Below are 15,218 nucleotides of genomic sequence, written 5' to 3'. Positions count from 1 at the left end.
ATGTACTTCACCGACCGCGGCATCGAGGAGTTGGACCAGCGCCGTGGCGACGAGCAGGTCACGCTGGGCTGGCTGTCCGAGCGGATGCGCGACTTCGTCGACCTCAATCCCGAGTTCGAGACGGCGGTGGAGCGGCTGGCCACCTGGCTGGCCCGCTCCGACGACGACGCCGACGACGACTCCGGTCAGGACGACTGAGTGGCCCACCCCCGCGACGTCCGTGTCTGTGTCTTCGGTGACTCCTTCGTCGCCGGGGTCGGCGACCCCAAGGCGCTGGGCTGGGTGGGCCGGGTGGCTGCCCGTACGCCACCGTCGACGGGGGTGGCGCTGACCGCGTATCCCCTGGGCGTACGCGGCGAAGCCACCGAGGAGGTCGTGGTGCGGGTGCCGATGGAGAGCGCGCCGCGGTTCGCCCGCGGCGACGAACACCGCGTGGTGCTGGCGGTCGGGGTGGCCGACGCGCACCGCGGCATCGACCCGGCCCGGTCGGCCGCCGCGCTCGAGTTCGGCCTCTCCTCCACCAGCGTCCCCACCCTGGTGGTCGGCCCGCCGCCGGTCGGCGACCAGCCCATGACGGTACGCATCGGCGAGCTCGACGCCGCCTACGCCGCGGTCTGCGCCCGACGCCAGGTCCCCTACATCGCCACGTTCGGCCCGCTGTCGGCGAAGGACGCCTGGCAGGAGGCCCGCGCCGACGACGGCATCCATCCCGACCAGGCCGGGTACGGCCTGCTCGCCTACCTGGTGCTGAACGGCGGCTGGTACTCCTGGCTCGGGGCGGAGCCGCCGAAGACCCCGGTCAAGGACCGCCGCGTCCCCCGCGCCGCGTCGTGAGCCGGATGGACCGCCGGCCGGTTCGCCGGGTCGAGTTCGACCCGCCCGACGACTTCGCGGTCCCGCCTCCGGCCTGGCCGTGGTCCCTGCCGCCGGTGCGCCAGCTCGTCGCCGACGGGCTCGACCTGGCGCCCATGCACGGGTTCTTCAGCTACCTGGAGACCAACCCGAACCGGTCCAGCGGTGACCCCGACTTCCACGAGATGAGCCACGGCGAGTCGTTCCTGGCGCTCCTCGGGCTCGGCTCGTCCCGCCCATGATCATCAAGGGTTTGCCCGGCTATAGGCGGGTCAAGTCTTGATGATCATGGGAGTGTCAGTCGCGCCGCGTCGCCGACGCTGACCTGCCCGGGCCGCACGACGCTCGCGTACACGCCCAGGTTCACGCCGGTGCCGAGCTCGCTGGACTGCACGCCGCGGACCTGCTTGAGCACACGCAGCATGGGGAGGTCGCGCTCCCCGGACTCCGGGTGACGGATCGTCGCGGCGCACCGCTTCACCGGTCCGCCGACCCGGAGCACCGCGGTGCCGATCTCCAGCTCCGCCCCGCTCCACCCGTCCTCGGCGAACGCCGGCGGGCCGTCCAGTCCGATGCTCATGCGGAACCGCCGCGCGTCCACCTCGGCTCCCGCGGCCGCGGCAAGCGCCGTCGCCGAGGCCTCCGCCAGCAGGGTCACCGGGTGCAGGTCGCAGCCGCTGCCCGGCTCGTCCGCCCGGATCAGGCGCACCGGCTGTCCGACCAGGTCGCTGAAGAACCCGGCCCACGGTCCGGCGACCACCCGGCCGGGGACCACGTGGTGGCCGTAGAAGTTCGCGCCGACCGTGTCTCCCAGTTCCACCGGCACGCTGAGCTCCGCGCCGTCGCCGGTGACGGTGAGCCGCTCGCCGTCACCGTCGTCGCCGTCGGTATGGGCGGTCAGGCCGGTCAGGGCGCCGGTCCTGGTGATCGACAGCAGCGTGTCAGCAGCGTCGACGAGGAAGAAGCGGCGATCGCCGGCCAGCCCGGTGGCCGTGATGTCGACGTGGTCCGGATGGCTCAGTCCCAGCCCCTTGACCGGGCCGTGGGTCAGCCGGTTCACCTCGCCGACGACGCCCTCGACGGCGGGCGCGGCCGTTTCCGTGGCCATCACGACGACGGCACGAAGACGATCTTGCCGAACACGTCGCCGCGATCCATGGCGGCGAACCCGTCGGAAGCCTGCTCCAGCGGCAGGACGCCGTGGACCACCGGGCGCAGTCCGGACCGCTCGCACAACGCCAGCAACCGGACCAGCTCATCGCGGGTGCCCATGGTGGAGCCCAGGACCCGCAGCTGCAGGAAGAACACCCGGTTCAGCTCGGTGTCGGCGGCATAACCCGATGTCGCGCCGCTGACCACCAGGGTGCCGCCGGGTCGCAGCGAGCGCACCGAATGCTGCCAGGTCGCGGCCCCGACGGTCTCCATGACGGCGTCGACCCGCTCCGGCAGCCGCTCACCGCTGGCGAACAGCCGGTCCGCTCCCGAATCCAGGATGCGCGCCGCCCCGTCCGGGTCGCGCGACGTCACCCACATCCGGGCACCGGCTGCCGAGCCGAGCGCGACCAGTGCCGTCGCGACGCCGCCGCCCGCACCCTGGACCAGCACCGTCTGCCCCGGCCGCACCTGGGCCTGGGTGAAGAGCATGCGGTAGGCGGTCAGCCAGGCCGTGGGGAGGCAGGCCGCCTCCTCGAACGTCAGGCCCGCCGGTTTGGGCACGAGGTTGCGCCGGGGCACCGCGACGCGCTGGGCGAACGTGCCCGGGTGGCGCTCGGACAACAGCGAGCGCCGCGGATCGAGCGTCTCGTCGTCGCGCCAGTCCGGGTCGGAGATCACCGCGTGGACGACCACGTCGTTGCCGTCCTCATCGACTCCGGCCGCGTCACAGCCCAGGATCATCGGCAACCGGCTCTCGTCCAGCCCGACGCCACGCAGCGACCACAGGTCGTGGTGGTTCAGCGCGGCGGCCCGCACCGTGACCGTCATCCAGCCGGCCGGCACCTCCGGCTCGGGGCGTTCCCCGACGGTGAGGCCGGCCAGGGGGTCGTCGGCGTCCAGCTTCGAGGCGTAGGCGGCGAACATGCCCCGAGCCTAACGACACCCCGTCACCGGCCGGAGGGACGCTGCTCACAACCCGCGCCAGCCGGACTTCTTTATATGATCGTGGCCTTCTGGATCCCGAGCGGGTGGCAGGATGCGAACAGGACAGATGCCTCCGCCAAGGGGAATGCAATGCCCACGTACACGCCTTCGCTACGCTTCGCGGCCGCCACGGCGGCCATCGTTGTCGTTCTGGCCGCGTGCGGTGACGACGGGGACGGCGACGCCACCGCGACCGGCGCCGGCGACGACCTCGAACTGGTCCAGAGCGGCACGCTGACCGTCTGCTCCGACGTGCCGTATCCGCCGTTCGAGGTCGAGGACCCGGAGGCCCCCAGCGGGTACAGCGGTTTCGACATGGACATCGCGCAGGCCATCGCCGACAACCTCGAGCTGGAGCTGGCCGTCCAGGACGTCGGGTTCGACCCGCTGCAGAGCGGCGCCGTGCTCGCGGCCGGCCAGTGCGACCTCGGCGCCTCCGCGATGACCATCACCGACGAGCGCAAGGAGAACCTCGACTTCTCCGACCCGTACTACGACTCTCTGCAGTCGCTCCTGGTCCCCGTCGACTCGGGCATCGAGTCGATCGACGACCTCGTCGGCAGGACCGTCGGCGTCCAGCAGGGCACCACCGGGGAGACCTACGCCGAGGAGAACCTGCCCGACGGCGCCAACCCGCTGCAGGCGTTCCCGAGCGACGGTGAGCTGTGGCCGGCGCTGCAGGCCGGCAACATCGACGCGATCCTGCAGGACCTGCCGGTCAACCTGGAACACCAGCGGGCAGACCCGAACTACCAGGTGGTGGAGGAGTACGAGACGGACGAGCAGTACGGGTTCGCCTTCAGCAAGGGTGAGAAGACGGCGCTGCTCGAGGCGGTCAACGAGCAGTTGCAGGCGCTGCGCGACGACGGCACGTACGACGAGATCTACAACCGGTACTTCGAGGTCGACCAAGAGAGCACCGGCTGAGGTCGCCGTGCGCAGAACCACGCGCCGGCGACTCGGCCGCGGCGTCCTGTACCTGATCTTCGTGGCGGCTGTCGTCGTTGTGGTCGTCTCGGCCGACTGGGAACGCATCCGTGCCAACTTCCTGCAGGTCGACGTCGCCCGCGACCAGCTCCCCGAGATGATCACTATCGCGGCCAAGAACACCCTGCTGTTCACCGTGATCGCGTTCAGCGGCGGCCTGGTCCTCGGGATCGTCCTCGCGCTGATGAAGCTGTCCACCGTGCTGCCGTACCGGTGGCTGGCGATCGCCTACATCGAGCTGTTCCGGGGGCTGCCGGCGCTGCTGACCATCTTCGCGATGGCCTACGTGCTGCCGATCGCGTTCCAGGTGCGCGTGCCGGGCGGGACGATCGGGGCGGGACTGCTCGCGTTGATCCTGGTGGCGAGCGCCTACATGGCCGAGAGCATCCGGGCCGGCATCGAGGGCGTACCCAAGGGACAGGCCGAGGCGGCCCGGTCGCTGGGCATGCCGGCCGGGCGCACCATGGTCTCCATCGTGCTGCCGCAGGCGTTCCGGATCGTCATCCCGCCGCTCACGAACGAGTTCGTTCTGTTGATCAAGGACACGTCGCTGCTGTTCATCGTCGGGTCGACACTCATGAACAAGGAGATCACCACGTTCGCCCGCGACGGGGTGATCAACTCCAACAACAGCACGCCGCTGCTGATGGCCGCGATGCTCTACCTGCTGATCACCATTCCGCTGACCCGGCTGGTCGCGGTCCTCGAACGCCGGCTGGGGAGGTCACGATGAGCACCGAACCGGCGCCCGCGGCCGCCGCGACCACCAGCGGCGTCCCCGCCATCGAGGTCGAAGCGCTGCACAAGAGCTTCGGCGACCTCGAGGTGCTCAAAGGCATCGACCTCACCGTCGATCCGGGCCAGGTGGTGTGCGTCGTCGGGCCGAGCGGATCGGGCAAGTCGACCCTGCTGCGCTGCGTCAACCGGCTGGAGGAACCGACGTCCGGGCAGATCCGCGTCGAGGGCATCGACATCCTCGACCCCGAGATCGACCTCGACCGGGTCCGTGCCCGCATCGGCATGGTGTTCCAGCAGTTCAACCTGTTCCCGCACCTCAGCGTGTTGCGCAACCTCACCATCGCGCAGCGGCGAGTGCTGGGCCGGAACAAGGCCGAGGCGGCCGAAGTGGCCCGCCGCAACCTCGAGCGCGTGGGTCTCATGGACAAGATCGACGCCTACCCGGCACACCTCTCCGGCGGCCAGCAGCAACGCGTCGCCATCGCGCGGTCGCTGTCGATGGACCCGGACATGATGCTCTTCGACGAGCCGACCTCGGCGCTCGACCCCGAACTGGTCGGCGACGTGCTCGACGTGATGCGCGACCTGGCCGACAGTGGTATGACGATGATGGTCGTGACCCACGAGATGGGTTTCGCCCGCGAGGTGGGCGACCATCTGATCTTCATGGACGAAGGGGCCATCGTGGAGTCCGGCCACCCGCGTGACATCCTGTCCGACCCGCAGCATCAGCGAACTCAGGCGTTCCTGTCCAAGGTCCTGTAGAACCACCTGACCCGTGGTCGGCGAACCGCCTTCCCCGGTTCGCATGTGACACTGTGTTCGAAGCAACTCACACGAGGAGGTTTGGTGAGCGAGTCCGATTCGTCGTTCGGTGACCTGGTCGAGTTGCAGGTGCCGGCGTCCAGCGCCTACCTCACCGTGCTGCGCACCACGGCCGCACGGCTGGCCGCCAGGATCGGGTTCACACTCGACGAGATCGAGGACCTGCGCATCGCCGTCGACGAAGCCGGTGCCATGCTGCTGCCACTCGCCACCCCCGGCGCCACCATGCACTGCAGCTTCCAGCTGCACCCCGACATCCTCGATGTCGTGGTCTCGGTGCCGGCGGCCAAGACCGACCTTCCCAGCCGCGACAGCTTCGCCTGGACCGTCCTGTCCGCACTCGCCGGCGAGGTCCACTCGCGGGTCGAAGACGGCCGGGTCTCCATCATGCTGCGCAAGAAGCGAGGTTGAGACAGCCGGTGGGACCTGCCGAGGTGCGTTACCCCAGGCGGGCCGGGAGGCCGGCCGCTGGTGCCCTCGACGCGCCCCCCGCCGACGTCGTCACGCGGGATGACCCCGTCGCCGGGAGCGAGCCCGTCGCGGGGAGTGAGCCCGTTGCCGGGGAGGCGGCCGTCGCCGGGGGCGAGCCTGTCGCCGTCGACGGGCAGCCGCCCGGGCCGGCCGGGAAGCCGGTGCTCGACGACCCGCCCGAGGGCCGTGGCGGGGTCGACCGCGCCACCAGCCGTGCGCTGCTGGAGCTGCTGTCCCGCCTCGACCCGGACGACCCGCGGCGGGCCGAGGCTCGCAACCGGCTCACCACGCTGCACCTGCCGCTCGCCGAGCACTTGGCGCGGCGCTTCGCCGGACGCGGTGAACCGTACGAGGACCTCGTCCAGGTGGCCACGATCGGCCTGATCAAGGCCATCGACCGCTACGACCCCACCCGTGGCGCGGAGTTCTCCACCTACGCCACGCCCACCATCCTGGGTGAGATCAAGCGGTGGTTCCGCGACAAGGGCTGGGCGATCCGAGTCCCCCGGCGCCTGCAGGAGCTGCGGCTGGCCATCAGCTCCGCCACCACCGACCTGCTCCAGCAGCTGGGCCGTTCGCCCACCATCGCCGAGCTCGCGCAGGCCACCCGTACCACCGAGGACGAGGTGCTCGAGGCACTGGAGACGGCGGCCGCCTACAGCACGGTGTCGCTGGACTCGCCGGAGCCGGGCGAGAACGCACCGTCCACCATCGACACCATCGGCCACGACGACGAAGCCCTGGAGGGCGTGGAGAACCGCGAGACGCTGGCCCGGTTGCTGGCCGGGCTGCCGGAGCGGGAGCGCCGGATCATCGTGCTGCGGTTCTTCCGCGGCATGACGCAGTCGCAGATCGCCGGCGAGGTCGGCATCTCGCAGATGCACGTTTCGCGGTTGCTGTCGCGCACTCTCATTCAGTTGCGTGAGGGCATGTTCCGCTGACCGTCGCCGTGATCATCTGGGCCTCGGCTGCCAGGTGGGACGGATCGGCTTCCGATCATGGAACGGCCGGAACGTAGGCTGTCGGGCATGCGGGCTCTAGTCGTCCTCAATCCGAACGCCACGACGACGTCGGTGCGTACCCGTGACGTCCTGCTGTCCGCGCTGAGCAACGACCTGGATCTCGAGGTCAGCGAGACCACCCACCGCGGTCACGCCACCGAGCTGAGCCGCCAGGCCCGTGCCGACGGTGTCGACCTCATCGTCTCCGTCGGTGGCGACGGCACCATCAACGAGGTCGCCAACGGCCTGCTCACCGACGACGACGTCAGCGGCGCGGACAGCGGCGGCGCGGACGGCGGCCGGTCCGGATCACTGCCCGACGTGGCGATCATTCCCGGTGGCAGCACCAACGTGCTGGCCCGCAACCTCGGTATTCCGGAGAGCCCGGTCGAGGCCACCGGGCTCCTGCTGGACGCGCTGCGCTCAAGCCGGCGGCAGAGCATCGGACTGGGCCGGCTCGACGACCGCTACTTCACCTTCGCCGCCGGCTTCGGTTTCGACGCCGACGTCATCCGGGCGGTCGAAGCCGAGCGGGACCGCGGCCGTACGTCCACGGTTCCGTTGTACGTGCGCACCGCGATCCGGCGGTTCTTCACCCAGGACGACCGCACGCACGGCACCATCGAGTTGGTCGCGGACGACGGCAACCCGGTGCCCGGGCTCTCGATCGTCATCATCACCAACTGCACACCGTGGACCTACCTGGGCGCCCGGCCGCTACGCCCCACGCCATACGCCGACCTCAACGCCGGTCTCGACGTCTTCGCGCTGGCCGGGTTGCGGCTGGCGCCGACGCTGCTGCGGCTGGGCCAGTTGACCACCCGGCGGGGGCCACGCGGTCGCAACGTGGTCTCGTTGCACGACCGCAAGCAGATCACGCTGCGCGCGGACGACCCCCTGCCGGTGCAGGTGGACGGCGACTACATCGGCGAGCGGACCGAGATCATCTTGACATCTGTACCGAACGCCCTGCGTATCGTCTACTGATCGGTCTACCATCGATCCGAAGCCAGAACGGCTCGACAGCCCGCGGAACGCGGACCGTAGCACTCTTGCCAGCCCTGGTGACGCCCGTTATGGTCGCATCTTGTCCGTTTTGGACTGTTGTTGTGACCGACGCTACACCGACCACGATGAGACGGATTACACAAAGCCCTTGTACATGCCTGGCGAAGTTGTCACCCTGGTAGTGCCACGCGGTAACACGCGCGCCACGAACGCGCGGTAGGCCGCACGCAGGACTTCGCGTCATCCCCTTCCCGGTCGCCAGCCAGTGGCCAGACCGGGGCAGGGATTCGTGAACGAATTCACGTAGTGCAACGTGGCCGGATGGGTAACTGTCCGGCACCACCATAAAGGAGCTGTGAGAACCATGGATTGGCGCCACCGTGCCGCCTGTCGCGACGAGGACCCGGAGCTGTTCTTCCCCATCGGGAACACCGGGCCCGCGTTGCTCCAGATCGAGGAGGCCAAGACCGTCTGCCGCCGTTGCGACGTCCGCGAGTCCTGCCTGAGCTGGGCGCTGGAAAGCGGCCAGGACGCCGGCGTCTGGGGTGGCCTGTCCGAGGACGAGCGTCGCGCGCTCAAGCGCCGCAACGCCCGCGCCCGGGCCCGCGCTTACTGATCGGCCCTCACTCCGACGCATCACGCCCCGCCAGGCCCCGGACGGCGGGGCGTCGGCATGTCCGGACACCGGCGGCGGGTTACGGCGGCGGGGTTTCGGTAGCGACCCTCGCCGGCCCCGGAACCGGACGCAGATCGGCGGGTGACGCTGCGACCGGCTTTGCAATGGACACCTATACGCACCGGTCCCGCCGCGCCTACCGTCGATGGCGGGTGGATCAGTGGCGCCCTGGGCCCACCGATCCACCCGCCATCGCGGCGCACTGGCTGGATCTGCGCTGTCGCGACGATGCCCCTGCCGCTGCGGGTCCTGCGGTCGTCACGCTGACGTCGTCGGCGAACGAACACGTGCCCGCGACGGGACCGGCTGGGGGCTCGATCATCGACCACGATGACGCCGCGTCGTCATCCACCGCGGCGGCCAACACCGGGTGGTGCGCCTAGGTGCCCATTGCAAAGCCGGCCGACGAGCTCTCACGGACGACCGAGCTCACCGGCGACCTACGGGCGCGGCCGCACACCGGCCGCTGCCCTCAGCTCCCCACCGGGAGGTCCAGCACCACGCGCGTGCCGCCGCCCGGACGCGGCCCGATGTCGAGTGTTCCGTTCAGCTCACCCACCACGAGGGTGCGGACGATCTGCAGGCCCAGGTTCCCCGTCGTCGCCGGGTCGAAGCCGTCAGGGAGCCCCACCCCGTCGTCGTCCACGGTCACCAGTAACCGGCCGTCGTCGCGGTCGGCGGCCAGCGTGACCTCGCCGCGCCGCCGGTCCAGGCCGTGCTCGACGGCGTTCTGCAGCACCTCGGTGAGCGTCATGGCCAGCGGCGTCGCGGTCTCGGCCCCCAGGACGCCGAACGTCCCGGTGCGCCGGGCCCGTACCTCGGCCGAGGTGGCGGCCACCTCCGCCACCATGGCAAGCAGCCGGTCGGCGACGTCGTCGAAGGCGACGGTGTCGTCGACGGTCTGCGACAGCGTCTCGTGCACGATCGCGATCGAGCCCACCCGCCGAACCGCCTCGTCCAGCGCCGCCCGGCCCTCCGCCGAGGCGATGCGCCGCGACTGCAACCTCAGCAGCGCCGCCACCGTCTGCAGGTTGTTCTTGACGCGGTGGTGGATCTCGCGGATGGTCGCGTCCTTGGTCAGCAGTTCCCGCTCACGACGGCGCACCTCGGTCACGTCGCGGCACAGCGCGAGCGCGCCGACGTGCCGCCCGCCGGGGTCGAGCGGGATCACCCGCAACGTCATGACCGCGCCGTTGCCCTCGATCTCGGTGCGGATGTGCTGGTGGCCGCCGAGGATCGCCTCCAGGGGCTCGTCGCGGGCACCCGGCGGCGGCGCCAGCGTGGCGGTCGCCTTGCCGAGGTGCTGCCCGACCAGATCTGCGGCCAGGCCGAGCCGCCGGTACGCCGACACCGCGTTCGGGCTGGCGTAGAGCGCGACCCCGTCGGCGTCCAGGCGCACCAGGCCGTCACCCACCCGGGGCGCGCCGCGCCGGCCCATGTCGGTGGCCCGCGAATGCGGGAACCGGCCCTCGGTGATCAGGGTGGCGAGCTGGCTGCCGCACTCGAGGTACGACAGCTCCAGCCGGCTGGGCGTGCGCACGGCGACGAGGTTCGTGTGCCGGCCGATGACCGCGATGACCCGGCCCTCGTGCCGCACCGGGATGGCTTCGACCCGCACCGGCACGTCGTCCCACCATTCCGGGTCGCCTTCGCGGCGGATGACGCCCTCGGTGTAAGCGGTGTCGATGAGCGGCCGGCGGCCCTTGACCAGGTAGGACCCGACGAGGTCCTCGACGTAGGCCGTCGGGCCGGTGGTGGGGCGCATCTGGGCGACGGCGCGGTAGCCCTCGCCGTCGCGGTCGGGCACCCAGAGCACCAGGTCAGCGAAGGAGAGGTCCGCCAGCAGCTGCCAGTCCGCAATGAGGGCATGCAGCCAGTCCAGATCCGCCTCGGAGAGGTCGGTGTGACGGTGGACCACGTCGTTGAGCGACGGCACGGTGTCGAGCGTAGCCCGCCATCCCTCGCTTCCCTCAGCGGAGGTGGTTCTGCGAGGATTGCTCCTGTGCAGCAGTCGTACTGGGAGCGCGTGGTAGCGGGCGGCTTCCGGCTACCCCAGGGCGCCGCCCTGGACGAGCTCACCATCGAACTGGTCACCATGCTGGGCGACCCCGACCCGCACGTGCGCGAGGACATCGCCCACTCCGTTCTGCAGGCGTGGGTGCGCGAGGGCGTGTACGACGAGCTCCTGATCGGCCTGGGCGACGGCCTGGCCGTCGGGTTGCGCAAGGGGCTGGGCGAGGAAGGCACCCCGTCGGTGCTGCGCCGCTCCTACTCCGCGAGCATCCTGGCCGAGGTCATCGCGCGCGACAACGTCACCCACGGGCTGCACCCCACGGCCGTCCTCACCTGGGCCGACCAGGCCGTCGGCTGGTTTCTCGGCGAGCGCGACCTGCGCGGGTGGACCCCCTCCCAGGGCTGGGCCAACGCCGTCGCGCACGGCGCCGACGTGCTGGGCGCGCTCAGCGCCTCGCGGCACCTGGGCGCCGACGAGTTACGGGTGCTGCTGGACGTCGTGGCCGAACGGCTCGGCACCCGCACCCCGTACCGCTTCTCCGCCGGCGAGGGGCAGCGCCTGGCCTACGCCACCATGTCCATCCTGCACCGGGACCTGGTCGCCATCGAGGCGCTGGAGAACTGGCTCGAGCGGCTTGCGCAGGCCTGGCAGGACGACTCCCCTCCGCCGGCACCCGGCGCCGCGGCTCGGGAGAACACCCTCGACTACGTCCGGTCGCTGCACCTGCAGCTGCTGCTGGGCGTGCAGGGCACCCCGGCGCAGGACACCGCCAGCAGTGTCAAGGCGATGCCGTCGGTGCGCTCGGACCTGCTCATCGCGCTGCAGGCCGCGCTGCGCGGCAGCGCCCGCTGGCTCTACCGCCAGCCGTAGCTCCCCATTGAGCCAGGCCCGCGATCATCAACGATCCAGGGTGCCCAGACACCCGAAATCGTTGATGATCATGGACGGGCGGGCTACCGTGGCACCGTGAGTATTTCGCAGCGCAACAACTTGAGCCTCAGCGGTCACGCTGGGCAGCACGCCCTCGCCGTCGCCGAGGCGCACGGCGTGCAGACCATGTGGACCCTCTCCGGCGCCCACGTGTTCCCGCTGTACGACGCGGTGGTCAAGGCCGAGAGCACCGCCGGCGACACCGCCGCGGGCACCGCCACCCGCATCGTCGACGTCCGGCACGAGCAGACCGCCGTGTTCGGCGCCGAGGCCACCGCGAAGCTCACCCGGCGCCCCGGCCTGGCCGTCCTCACCGCCGGTCCCGGCGTCACCAACGGCGTCAGCGGCATCGCCCAGGCGTACTTCTCCGGCGTCCCGCTGCTGGCCATCGGCGGGCGGGCACCCGCCTGGCGCTGGGGCACCGGCGCGCTGCAGGAACTCGACCACCCGCCGCTGCTCGCCCCCGTCACCAAGCTGGCCACCACCGCCGCCACGGCTGCCGAGGTCGGTCCGGCAATTGACCGCGCACTGAGCGTCGCGACGTCCGCGCACCGCGGGCCGGTCTTCGTCGACGTCCCGATGGACGAGCTGTACAGCTTCGCCGACGTCTCGCTGGACGTCACGCCGCCTGCCGAGCGACCGGCGCCGGACCCCGACGCCGTCGCCGGCATCGCCGCGCAGATGGACGCGGCCGAGCGCCCGGTCGTCGTCCTCGGCTCCGACGTCTGGATGGACGGCGCCGAGGAGGCCGCGCTGCGGTTCGTCACCGAGACCGGCATCCCCGCCATCGTCAACGGCATGGGCCGCGGCGTGCTGCCGCGCGGGCACGAACTGCAGATCACCCGGGCCCGGTCCACCGCGTTCAAGCGGGCCGACCTGGTGCTCGTGGTCGGCACCCCGCTGGACTTCCGGCTCGGCTTCGGCACGTTCGGCGGCGCCGACGGGGCCCCGCCGGCCCGGGTGGTGCACGTCATGGACTCCCCCGACGGCATCGCCCGCCACGTCGAGCTGGCCGGCAGCGCCGCCGGCGAGCTGACCGCGGTTCTGGACGCGATCCTCGACGGGATGCGTTCCACACGCCGGTGGGGCGACTGGGCCGGCCGGCTGCGCGACGCCGCGACCGCGGCCGTCGAACGCGACGCTGCGCTGCTGGCCGCCGACTCCGACCCGATACACCCGGCCCGCGTCTACGGCGAGCTGAACCGGGTGCTCGACGACGACGCCGTGGTGATCGGCGACGGCGGCGACTTCGTGTCGTGGGCCGGCAAACTCATCGAGCCCGGCCGCCCCGGCCGTTGGCTGGACCCCGGCCCCTACGGCTGCCTCGGCGCCGGAGCGGGTGCCGCCGCCGCGGCCCGGCTCACCCACCCGTCGAGCCAGGTCGTGCTGCTGTACGGCGACGGCGCTGCCGGCATGTCGCTGATGGACGTCGACACCCTGGTCCGCCACCAGCTTCCGGTGGTCATGATCGTCGGCAACAACGGCGCCTGGGGCTTGGAGAAGCACCCGATGCGGTTCCTGTACGGCTACGACGTCGCGGCCGACCTGCGCGCGGACACCGGCTACGACGCCGTCGTCGAGGCCCTCGGCGGCGCCGGCGAGACCGTCACCAAGCCGGGCGACCTCGGGCCCGCGCTGCGGCGCGCGTTCGACGCAGGCGTGCCGTACCTGCTGAACGTCCAGTGCGACCCGGAGGTGGCCTACCCCCGCTCGACCACCGGGGTCTGAAGCCGGTCACGGTCGCAGAACGCGGCCCGGTAGGCCTGCGGCGTGGTGCCGAGCCGCTTGGCGAAGTGGTGGCGCATCGCCGCGGCAGTACCGAAACCGGCCCGGGCGGCCACCGTCTCGACGACGTCGTCGCCGCGCTCCAGCATCCGCTGGGCGGCTGCCAGCCGGGCGGTGAGCAGCCACTCGTAGGGCGTGGTGCCGGTCTCGGCGCGGAACCGGCGCGCGAACGTCCGCGGCGACATGTTGGCCAGGGTCGCGAGGTCGTCGACGGTGAGCTCCTGATCGAGATGCTCGGCCATGTAGTCGACGATGGCAGCCAGCGTGCGCGCCGGGGTGGCCCGGATGGGCGCCTCGATGAACTGGGCCTGGCCGCCGTCGCGGTGCGGCGGCACGACCATCCGGCGCGCGACCATGGCCGCCATGTCCGCGCCGAACTCCTTGCGCCACAGATGCAGACAGGCGTCGATGCCCGCGGCGGTACCGGCGCTGGTGATGATGGGGTCGTCGTCGACGTAGAGCACGCCCGGGTCGATCTTGGCCTCCGGGAAGCGGGCCGCGAGCTCGTCGGTGTACATCCAGTGCGTGGTGCAGCGCCTCCCGTCCAGCAGGCCGGCAGCGCCCAGCACGAACGCGCCGGAGCAGACCGACAGCACCCTCGCCCCGCGATCGACGGCGGCCCGCAGCGCGTCCAACAGCTCGTCGGGGAACACGTTGGCGCGCGGCATCGCCGGGATGCCGATCAGGTCGGCGGACTCCAGCCGCTCCAGACCGTGCTCGATGACGATCTCGAACCCCAGCGACGTCTTCACCGGCCCCGGATGCCCGCAGAGGTCGAAATCCATGACGGGGAGCCCTTGGTCGGACCGGTCGATACCGAACGCCTCGCACAGCACCCCGAGCTCGAACGGAGCGACGCCGTCGAACACCACGGTGGCGACATTTCGCAGCATTCCGACAGTGTGGCAGACCTTTGGCAGGATGTCGACGGATGGCGGCAGACCTGCCACTAGTGGCAGGAAGATGTCGGTAGCAGAATTACTGCCATGAACCTCGTCATCATCCTTCTCCTGGCAGCACTGGTCGCCGCCGCGGTCATCACGCTCAGGTGGGCGGAATCGGACGGCGGACCCCGCCACGAGCCGCTACCGCGTGCCGCGGACGACTGGTCGCCGAGCCTGCCGACCCACCCCTACGCCCGCTGAGACAGGCGGGCCAGGAACCGCTCGCGCCCCACGACGACGCGCGTGACGGTTCCGCCACCCACCCGAGCGCCGTCGTCGTCGTAGGCTTCGACGGCGAAGCGCAGAACGCGCCCGTCGACGGCCAGCAACTCGGCCCGGACCCGGATCCGGGCGCCGAGCGCACTGGCCGCGACGTGGTCGACCTCGACCCGCGTTCCGACCGTGGTGTCACCGTCGGCCAGTGCGTCGGCGACAGCAGCGACCGTCGCCGCTTCCATCCAGGCCACCAGGTGCGGCGTCGCCAGCACCGGGACGTCACCGGAGCCGACCGCCAACGCGGTGTCGGCCTCGGTGACGACATGCTCGTCGGTGGCGCTCAGCCCCGGCTCGAGCGGACTCACGAGATGACGACCAGGACGTCGCCCTCCTGAACCACGTCGCCGGGCCCGACCTTCACGTCGGACACCAGGCCAGCACCCTCGCACAGCACCGGGATCTCCATCTTCATGGACTCCAGCACCAGCAGCGTCGTGCCGGCATCGACCTGGTCACCCACAGATACCGCCACAGAGTGGACATTGGCCACCATTTCGGCAGCCACCTGCTCCGCCACGCCGTCTCCTTTCGCACCCGGGCCTCGCGTCCTCGGCTGAGAAGCGCTCTTCGGG

Annotated in this window: 19 protein-coding genes; 13 read left to right on the top strand and 6 right to left on the bottom strand. The window is 71.2% G+C overall.

The annotated features are described in order from the left end of the window. From JIAGA_RS0107345 to JIAGA_RS35205, 3 genes are read left to right on the top strand one after another with little or no spacing between them, the layout of a single operon-like run. Nucleotides 1-198 (top strand): DUF6104 family protein, encoded by a 198-nt coding sequence (locus tag JIAGA_RS0107345; protein WP_026875163.1) that lies wholly within the window; start codon nt 1-3, stop codon nt 196-198. Then, nucleotides 199-834: a GDSL-type esterase/lipase family protein gene (locus JIAGA_RS28170; RefSeq protein ID WP_051425823.1), complete on the top strand. Its 636-nt coding sequence runs from the start codon at nt 199-201 to the stop codon at nt 832-834. 5 nt (nt 835-839) lie between these two features. Continuing rightward, nucleotides 840-1,094, top strand: coding sequence for a hypothetical protein (locus tag JIAGA_RS35205; protein ID WP_026875162.1), 255 nt, complete (start codon nt 840-842; stop codon nt 1,092-1,094). 44 nt (nt 1,095-1,138) lie between these two features. Here JIAGA_RS35205 and JIAGA_RS32875 read toward each other — a convergent pair whose 3' ends face one another. Together JIAGA_RS32875 and JIAGA_RS0107325 are read right to left on the bottom strand one after the other, a co-directional pair. Next, nucleotides 1,139-1,960, bottom strand: a complete 822-nt coding sequence (locus tag JIAGA_RS32875; protein WP_051425822.1) for an MOSC domain-containing protein — start codon at nt 1,958-1,960, stop codon at nt 1,139-1,141. Continuing rightward, nucleotides 1,960-2,931 carry a zinc-binding dehydrogenase gene (locus JIAGA_RS0107325; RefSeq protein WP_026875161.1) on the bottom strand — a complete coding sequence of 324 codons (972 nt, stop codon included), beginning with the start codon at nt 2,929-2,931 and terminating at the stop codon, nt 1,960-1,962. The genes JIAGA_RS32875 and JIAGA_RS0107325 overlap by 1 nt, the downstream gene beginning before the upstream one ends. Before the next feature lie 150 nt (nt 2,932-3,081). Here JIAGA_RS0107325 and JIAGA_RS28160 point away from each other — a divergent pair, with 150 nt between their 5' ends. The 7 genes from JIAGA_RS28160 (at nt 3,082) to JIAGA_RS0107285 (ending at nt 8,637) form a co-directional block, all read left to right on the top strand. Beyond that, nucleotides 3,082-3,918 carry a transporter substrate-binding domain-containing protein gene (locus JIAGA_RS28160; protein ID WP_035812221.1) on the top strand — a complete coding sequence of 279 codons (837 nt, stop codon included), beginning with the start codon at nt 3,082-3,084 and terminating at the stop codon, nt 3,916-3,918. A 7-nt stretch (nt 3,919-3,925) separates the two neighbouring features. Then, entirely contained in the window at nt 3,926-4,711 is a 786-nt protein-coding gene (locus tag JIAGA_RS0107310) for an amino acid ABC transporter permease (protein WP_026875160.1), read from the top strand. Then, nucleotides 4,708-5,481 (top strand): amino acid ABC transporter ATP-binding protein, encoded by a 774-nt coding sequence (locus JIAGA_RS0107305; protein WP_051425821.1) that lies wholly within the window; start codon nt 4,708-4,710, stop codon nt 5,479-5,481. The genes JIAGA_RS0107310 and JIAGA_RS0107305 overlap by 4 nt, the downstream gene beginning before the upstream one ends. An 84-nt stretch (nt 5,482-5,565) precedes the next feature. Continuing rightward, the gene (locus JIAGA_RS0107300) at nt 5,566-5,952 is read left to right on the top strand and encodes an ATP-binding protein (RefSeq protein WP_026875158.1); all 387 of its coding nucleotides are present in this window, start codon (nt 5,566-5,568) and stop codon (nt 5,950-5,952) included. Continuing rightward, on the top strand, nt 5,949-6,953 hold the full coding sequence (locus JIAGA_RS0107295) for an RNA polymerase sigma factor SigF (RefSeq protein WP_211239554.1): 1,005 nt from the start codon (nt 5,949-5,951) through the stop codon (nt 6,951-6,953). Before JIAGA_RS0107300 ends, JIAGA_RS0107295 begins: the two co-directional genes overlap by 4 nt. Before the next feature lie 87 nt (nt 6,954-7,040). After that, nucleotides 7,041-8,000, top strand: coding sequence for a diacylglycerol/lipid kinase family protein (locus tag JIAGA_RS0107290; protein ID WP_026875156.1), 960 nt, complete (start codon nt 7,041-7,043; stop codon nt 7,998-8,000). Between the two features lie 385 nt (nt 8,001-8,385). Next, on the top strand, nt 8,386-8,637 hold the full coding sequence (locus JIAGA_RS0107285; protein ID WP_026875155.1) for a WhiB family transcriptional regulator: 252 nt from the start codon (nt 8,386-8,388) through the stop codon (nt 8,635-8,637). 532 nt (nt 8,638-9,169) lie between these two features. Here JIAGA_RS0107285 and JIAGA_RS0107275 read toward each other — a convergent pair. Then, on the bottom strand, nt 9,170-10,633 hold the full coding sequence (locus JIAGA_RS0107275) for a sensor histidine kinase (protein WP_026875153.1): 1,464 nt from the start codon (nt 10,631-10,633) through the stop codon (nt 9,170-9,172). Between the two features lie 66 nt (nt 10,634-10,699). Between JIAGA_RS0107275 and JIAGA_RS0107270 the strand changes: the two genes are divergently transcribed. Together JIAGA_RS0107270 and JIAGA_RS0107265 are read left to right on the top strand one after the other, a co-directional pair. Then, nucleotides 10,700-11,581: a DUF2785 domain-containing protein gene (locus JIAGA_RS0107270; RefSeq protein ID WP_026875152.1), complete on the top strand. Its 882-nt coding sequence runs from the start codon at nt 10,700-10,702 to the stop codon at nt 11,579-11,581. A 96-nt stretch (nt 11,582-11,677) separates the two neighbouring features. Beyond that, nucleotides 11,678-13,369 carry an acetolactate synthase gene (locus tag JIAGA_RS0107265; RefSeq protein ID WP_211239553.1) on the top strand — a complete coding sequence of 564 codons (1,692 nt, stop codon included), beginning with the start codon at nt 11,678-11,680 and terminating at the stop codon, nt 13,367-13,369. Here the strand turns inward: JIAGA_RS0107265 and JIAGA_RS28155 are convergent. Further along, complete coding sequence (locus tag JIAGA_RS28155; RefSeq protein WP_051425820.1) at nt 13,342-14,319, bottom strand: helix-turn-helix domain-containing protein; 978 nt, start codon at nt 14,317-14,319, stop codon at nt 13,342-13,344. The genes JIAGA_RS0107265 and JIAGA_RS28155 overlap by 28 nt on opposite strands. Nucleotides 14,320-14,412: 93 nt before the next feature. On the opposite strand from JIAGA_RS28155, the gene JIAGA_RS34390 reads away from it, so the two are divergent. Continuing rightward, on the top strand, nt 14,413-14,571 hold the full coding sequence (locus JIAGA_RS34390) for a hypothetical protein (RefSeq protein ID WP_157552834.1): 159 nt from the start codon (nt 14,413-14,415) through the stop codon (nt 14,569-14,571). Here the strand turns inward: JIAGA_RS34390 and JIAGA_RS0107250 are convergent. Further along, nucleotides 14,559-14,951 carry a thioesterase family protein gene (locus JIAGA_RS0107250; protein WP_035812220.1) on the bottom strand — a complete coding sequence of 131 codons (393 nt, stop codon included), beginning with the start codon at nt 14,949-14,951 and terminating at the stop codon, nt 14,559-14,561. The genes JIAGA_RS34390 and JIAGA_RS0107250 overlap by 13 nt on opposite strands. Next, entirely contained in the window at nt 14,948-15,139 is a 192-nt protein-coding gene (locus JIAGA_RS0107245) for a biotin/lipoyl-binding carrier protein (RefSeq protein ID WP_035813635.1), read from the bottom strand. The genes JIAGA_RS0107250 and JIAGA_RS0107245 overlap by 4 nt, the downstream gene beginning before the upstream one ends. Nucleotides 15,140-15,218: the final 79 nt, after the last annotated feature.

The organism is Jiangella gansuensis DSM 44835 (assembly GCF_000515395.1).
GTDB lineage: Bacteria > Actinomycetota > Actinomycetes > Jiangellales > Jiangellaceae > Jiangella > Jiangella gansuensis.
The sequence above is the reverse complement of the archived record's forward strand: the minus strand, read 5'-3'. Positions and strand labels throughout refer to the sequence as shown.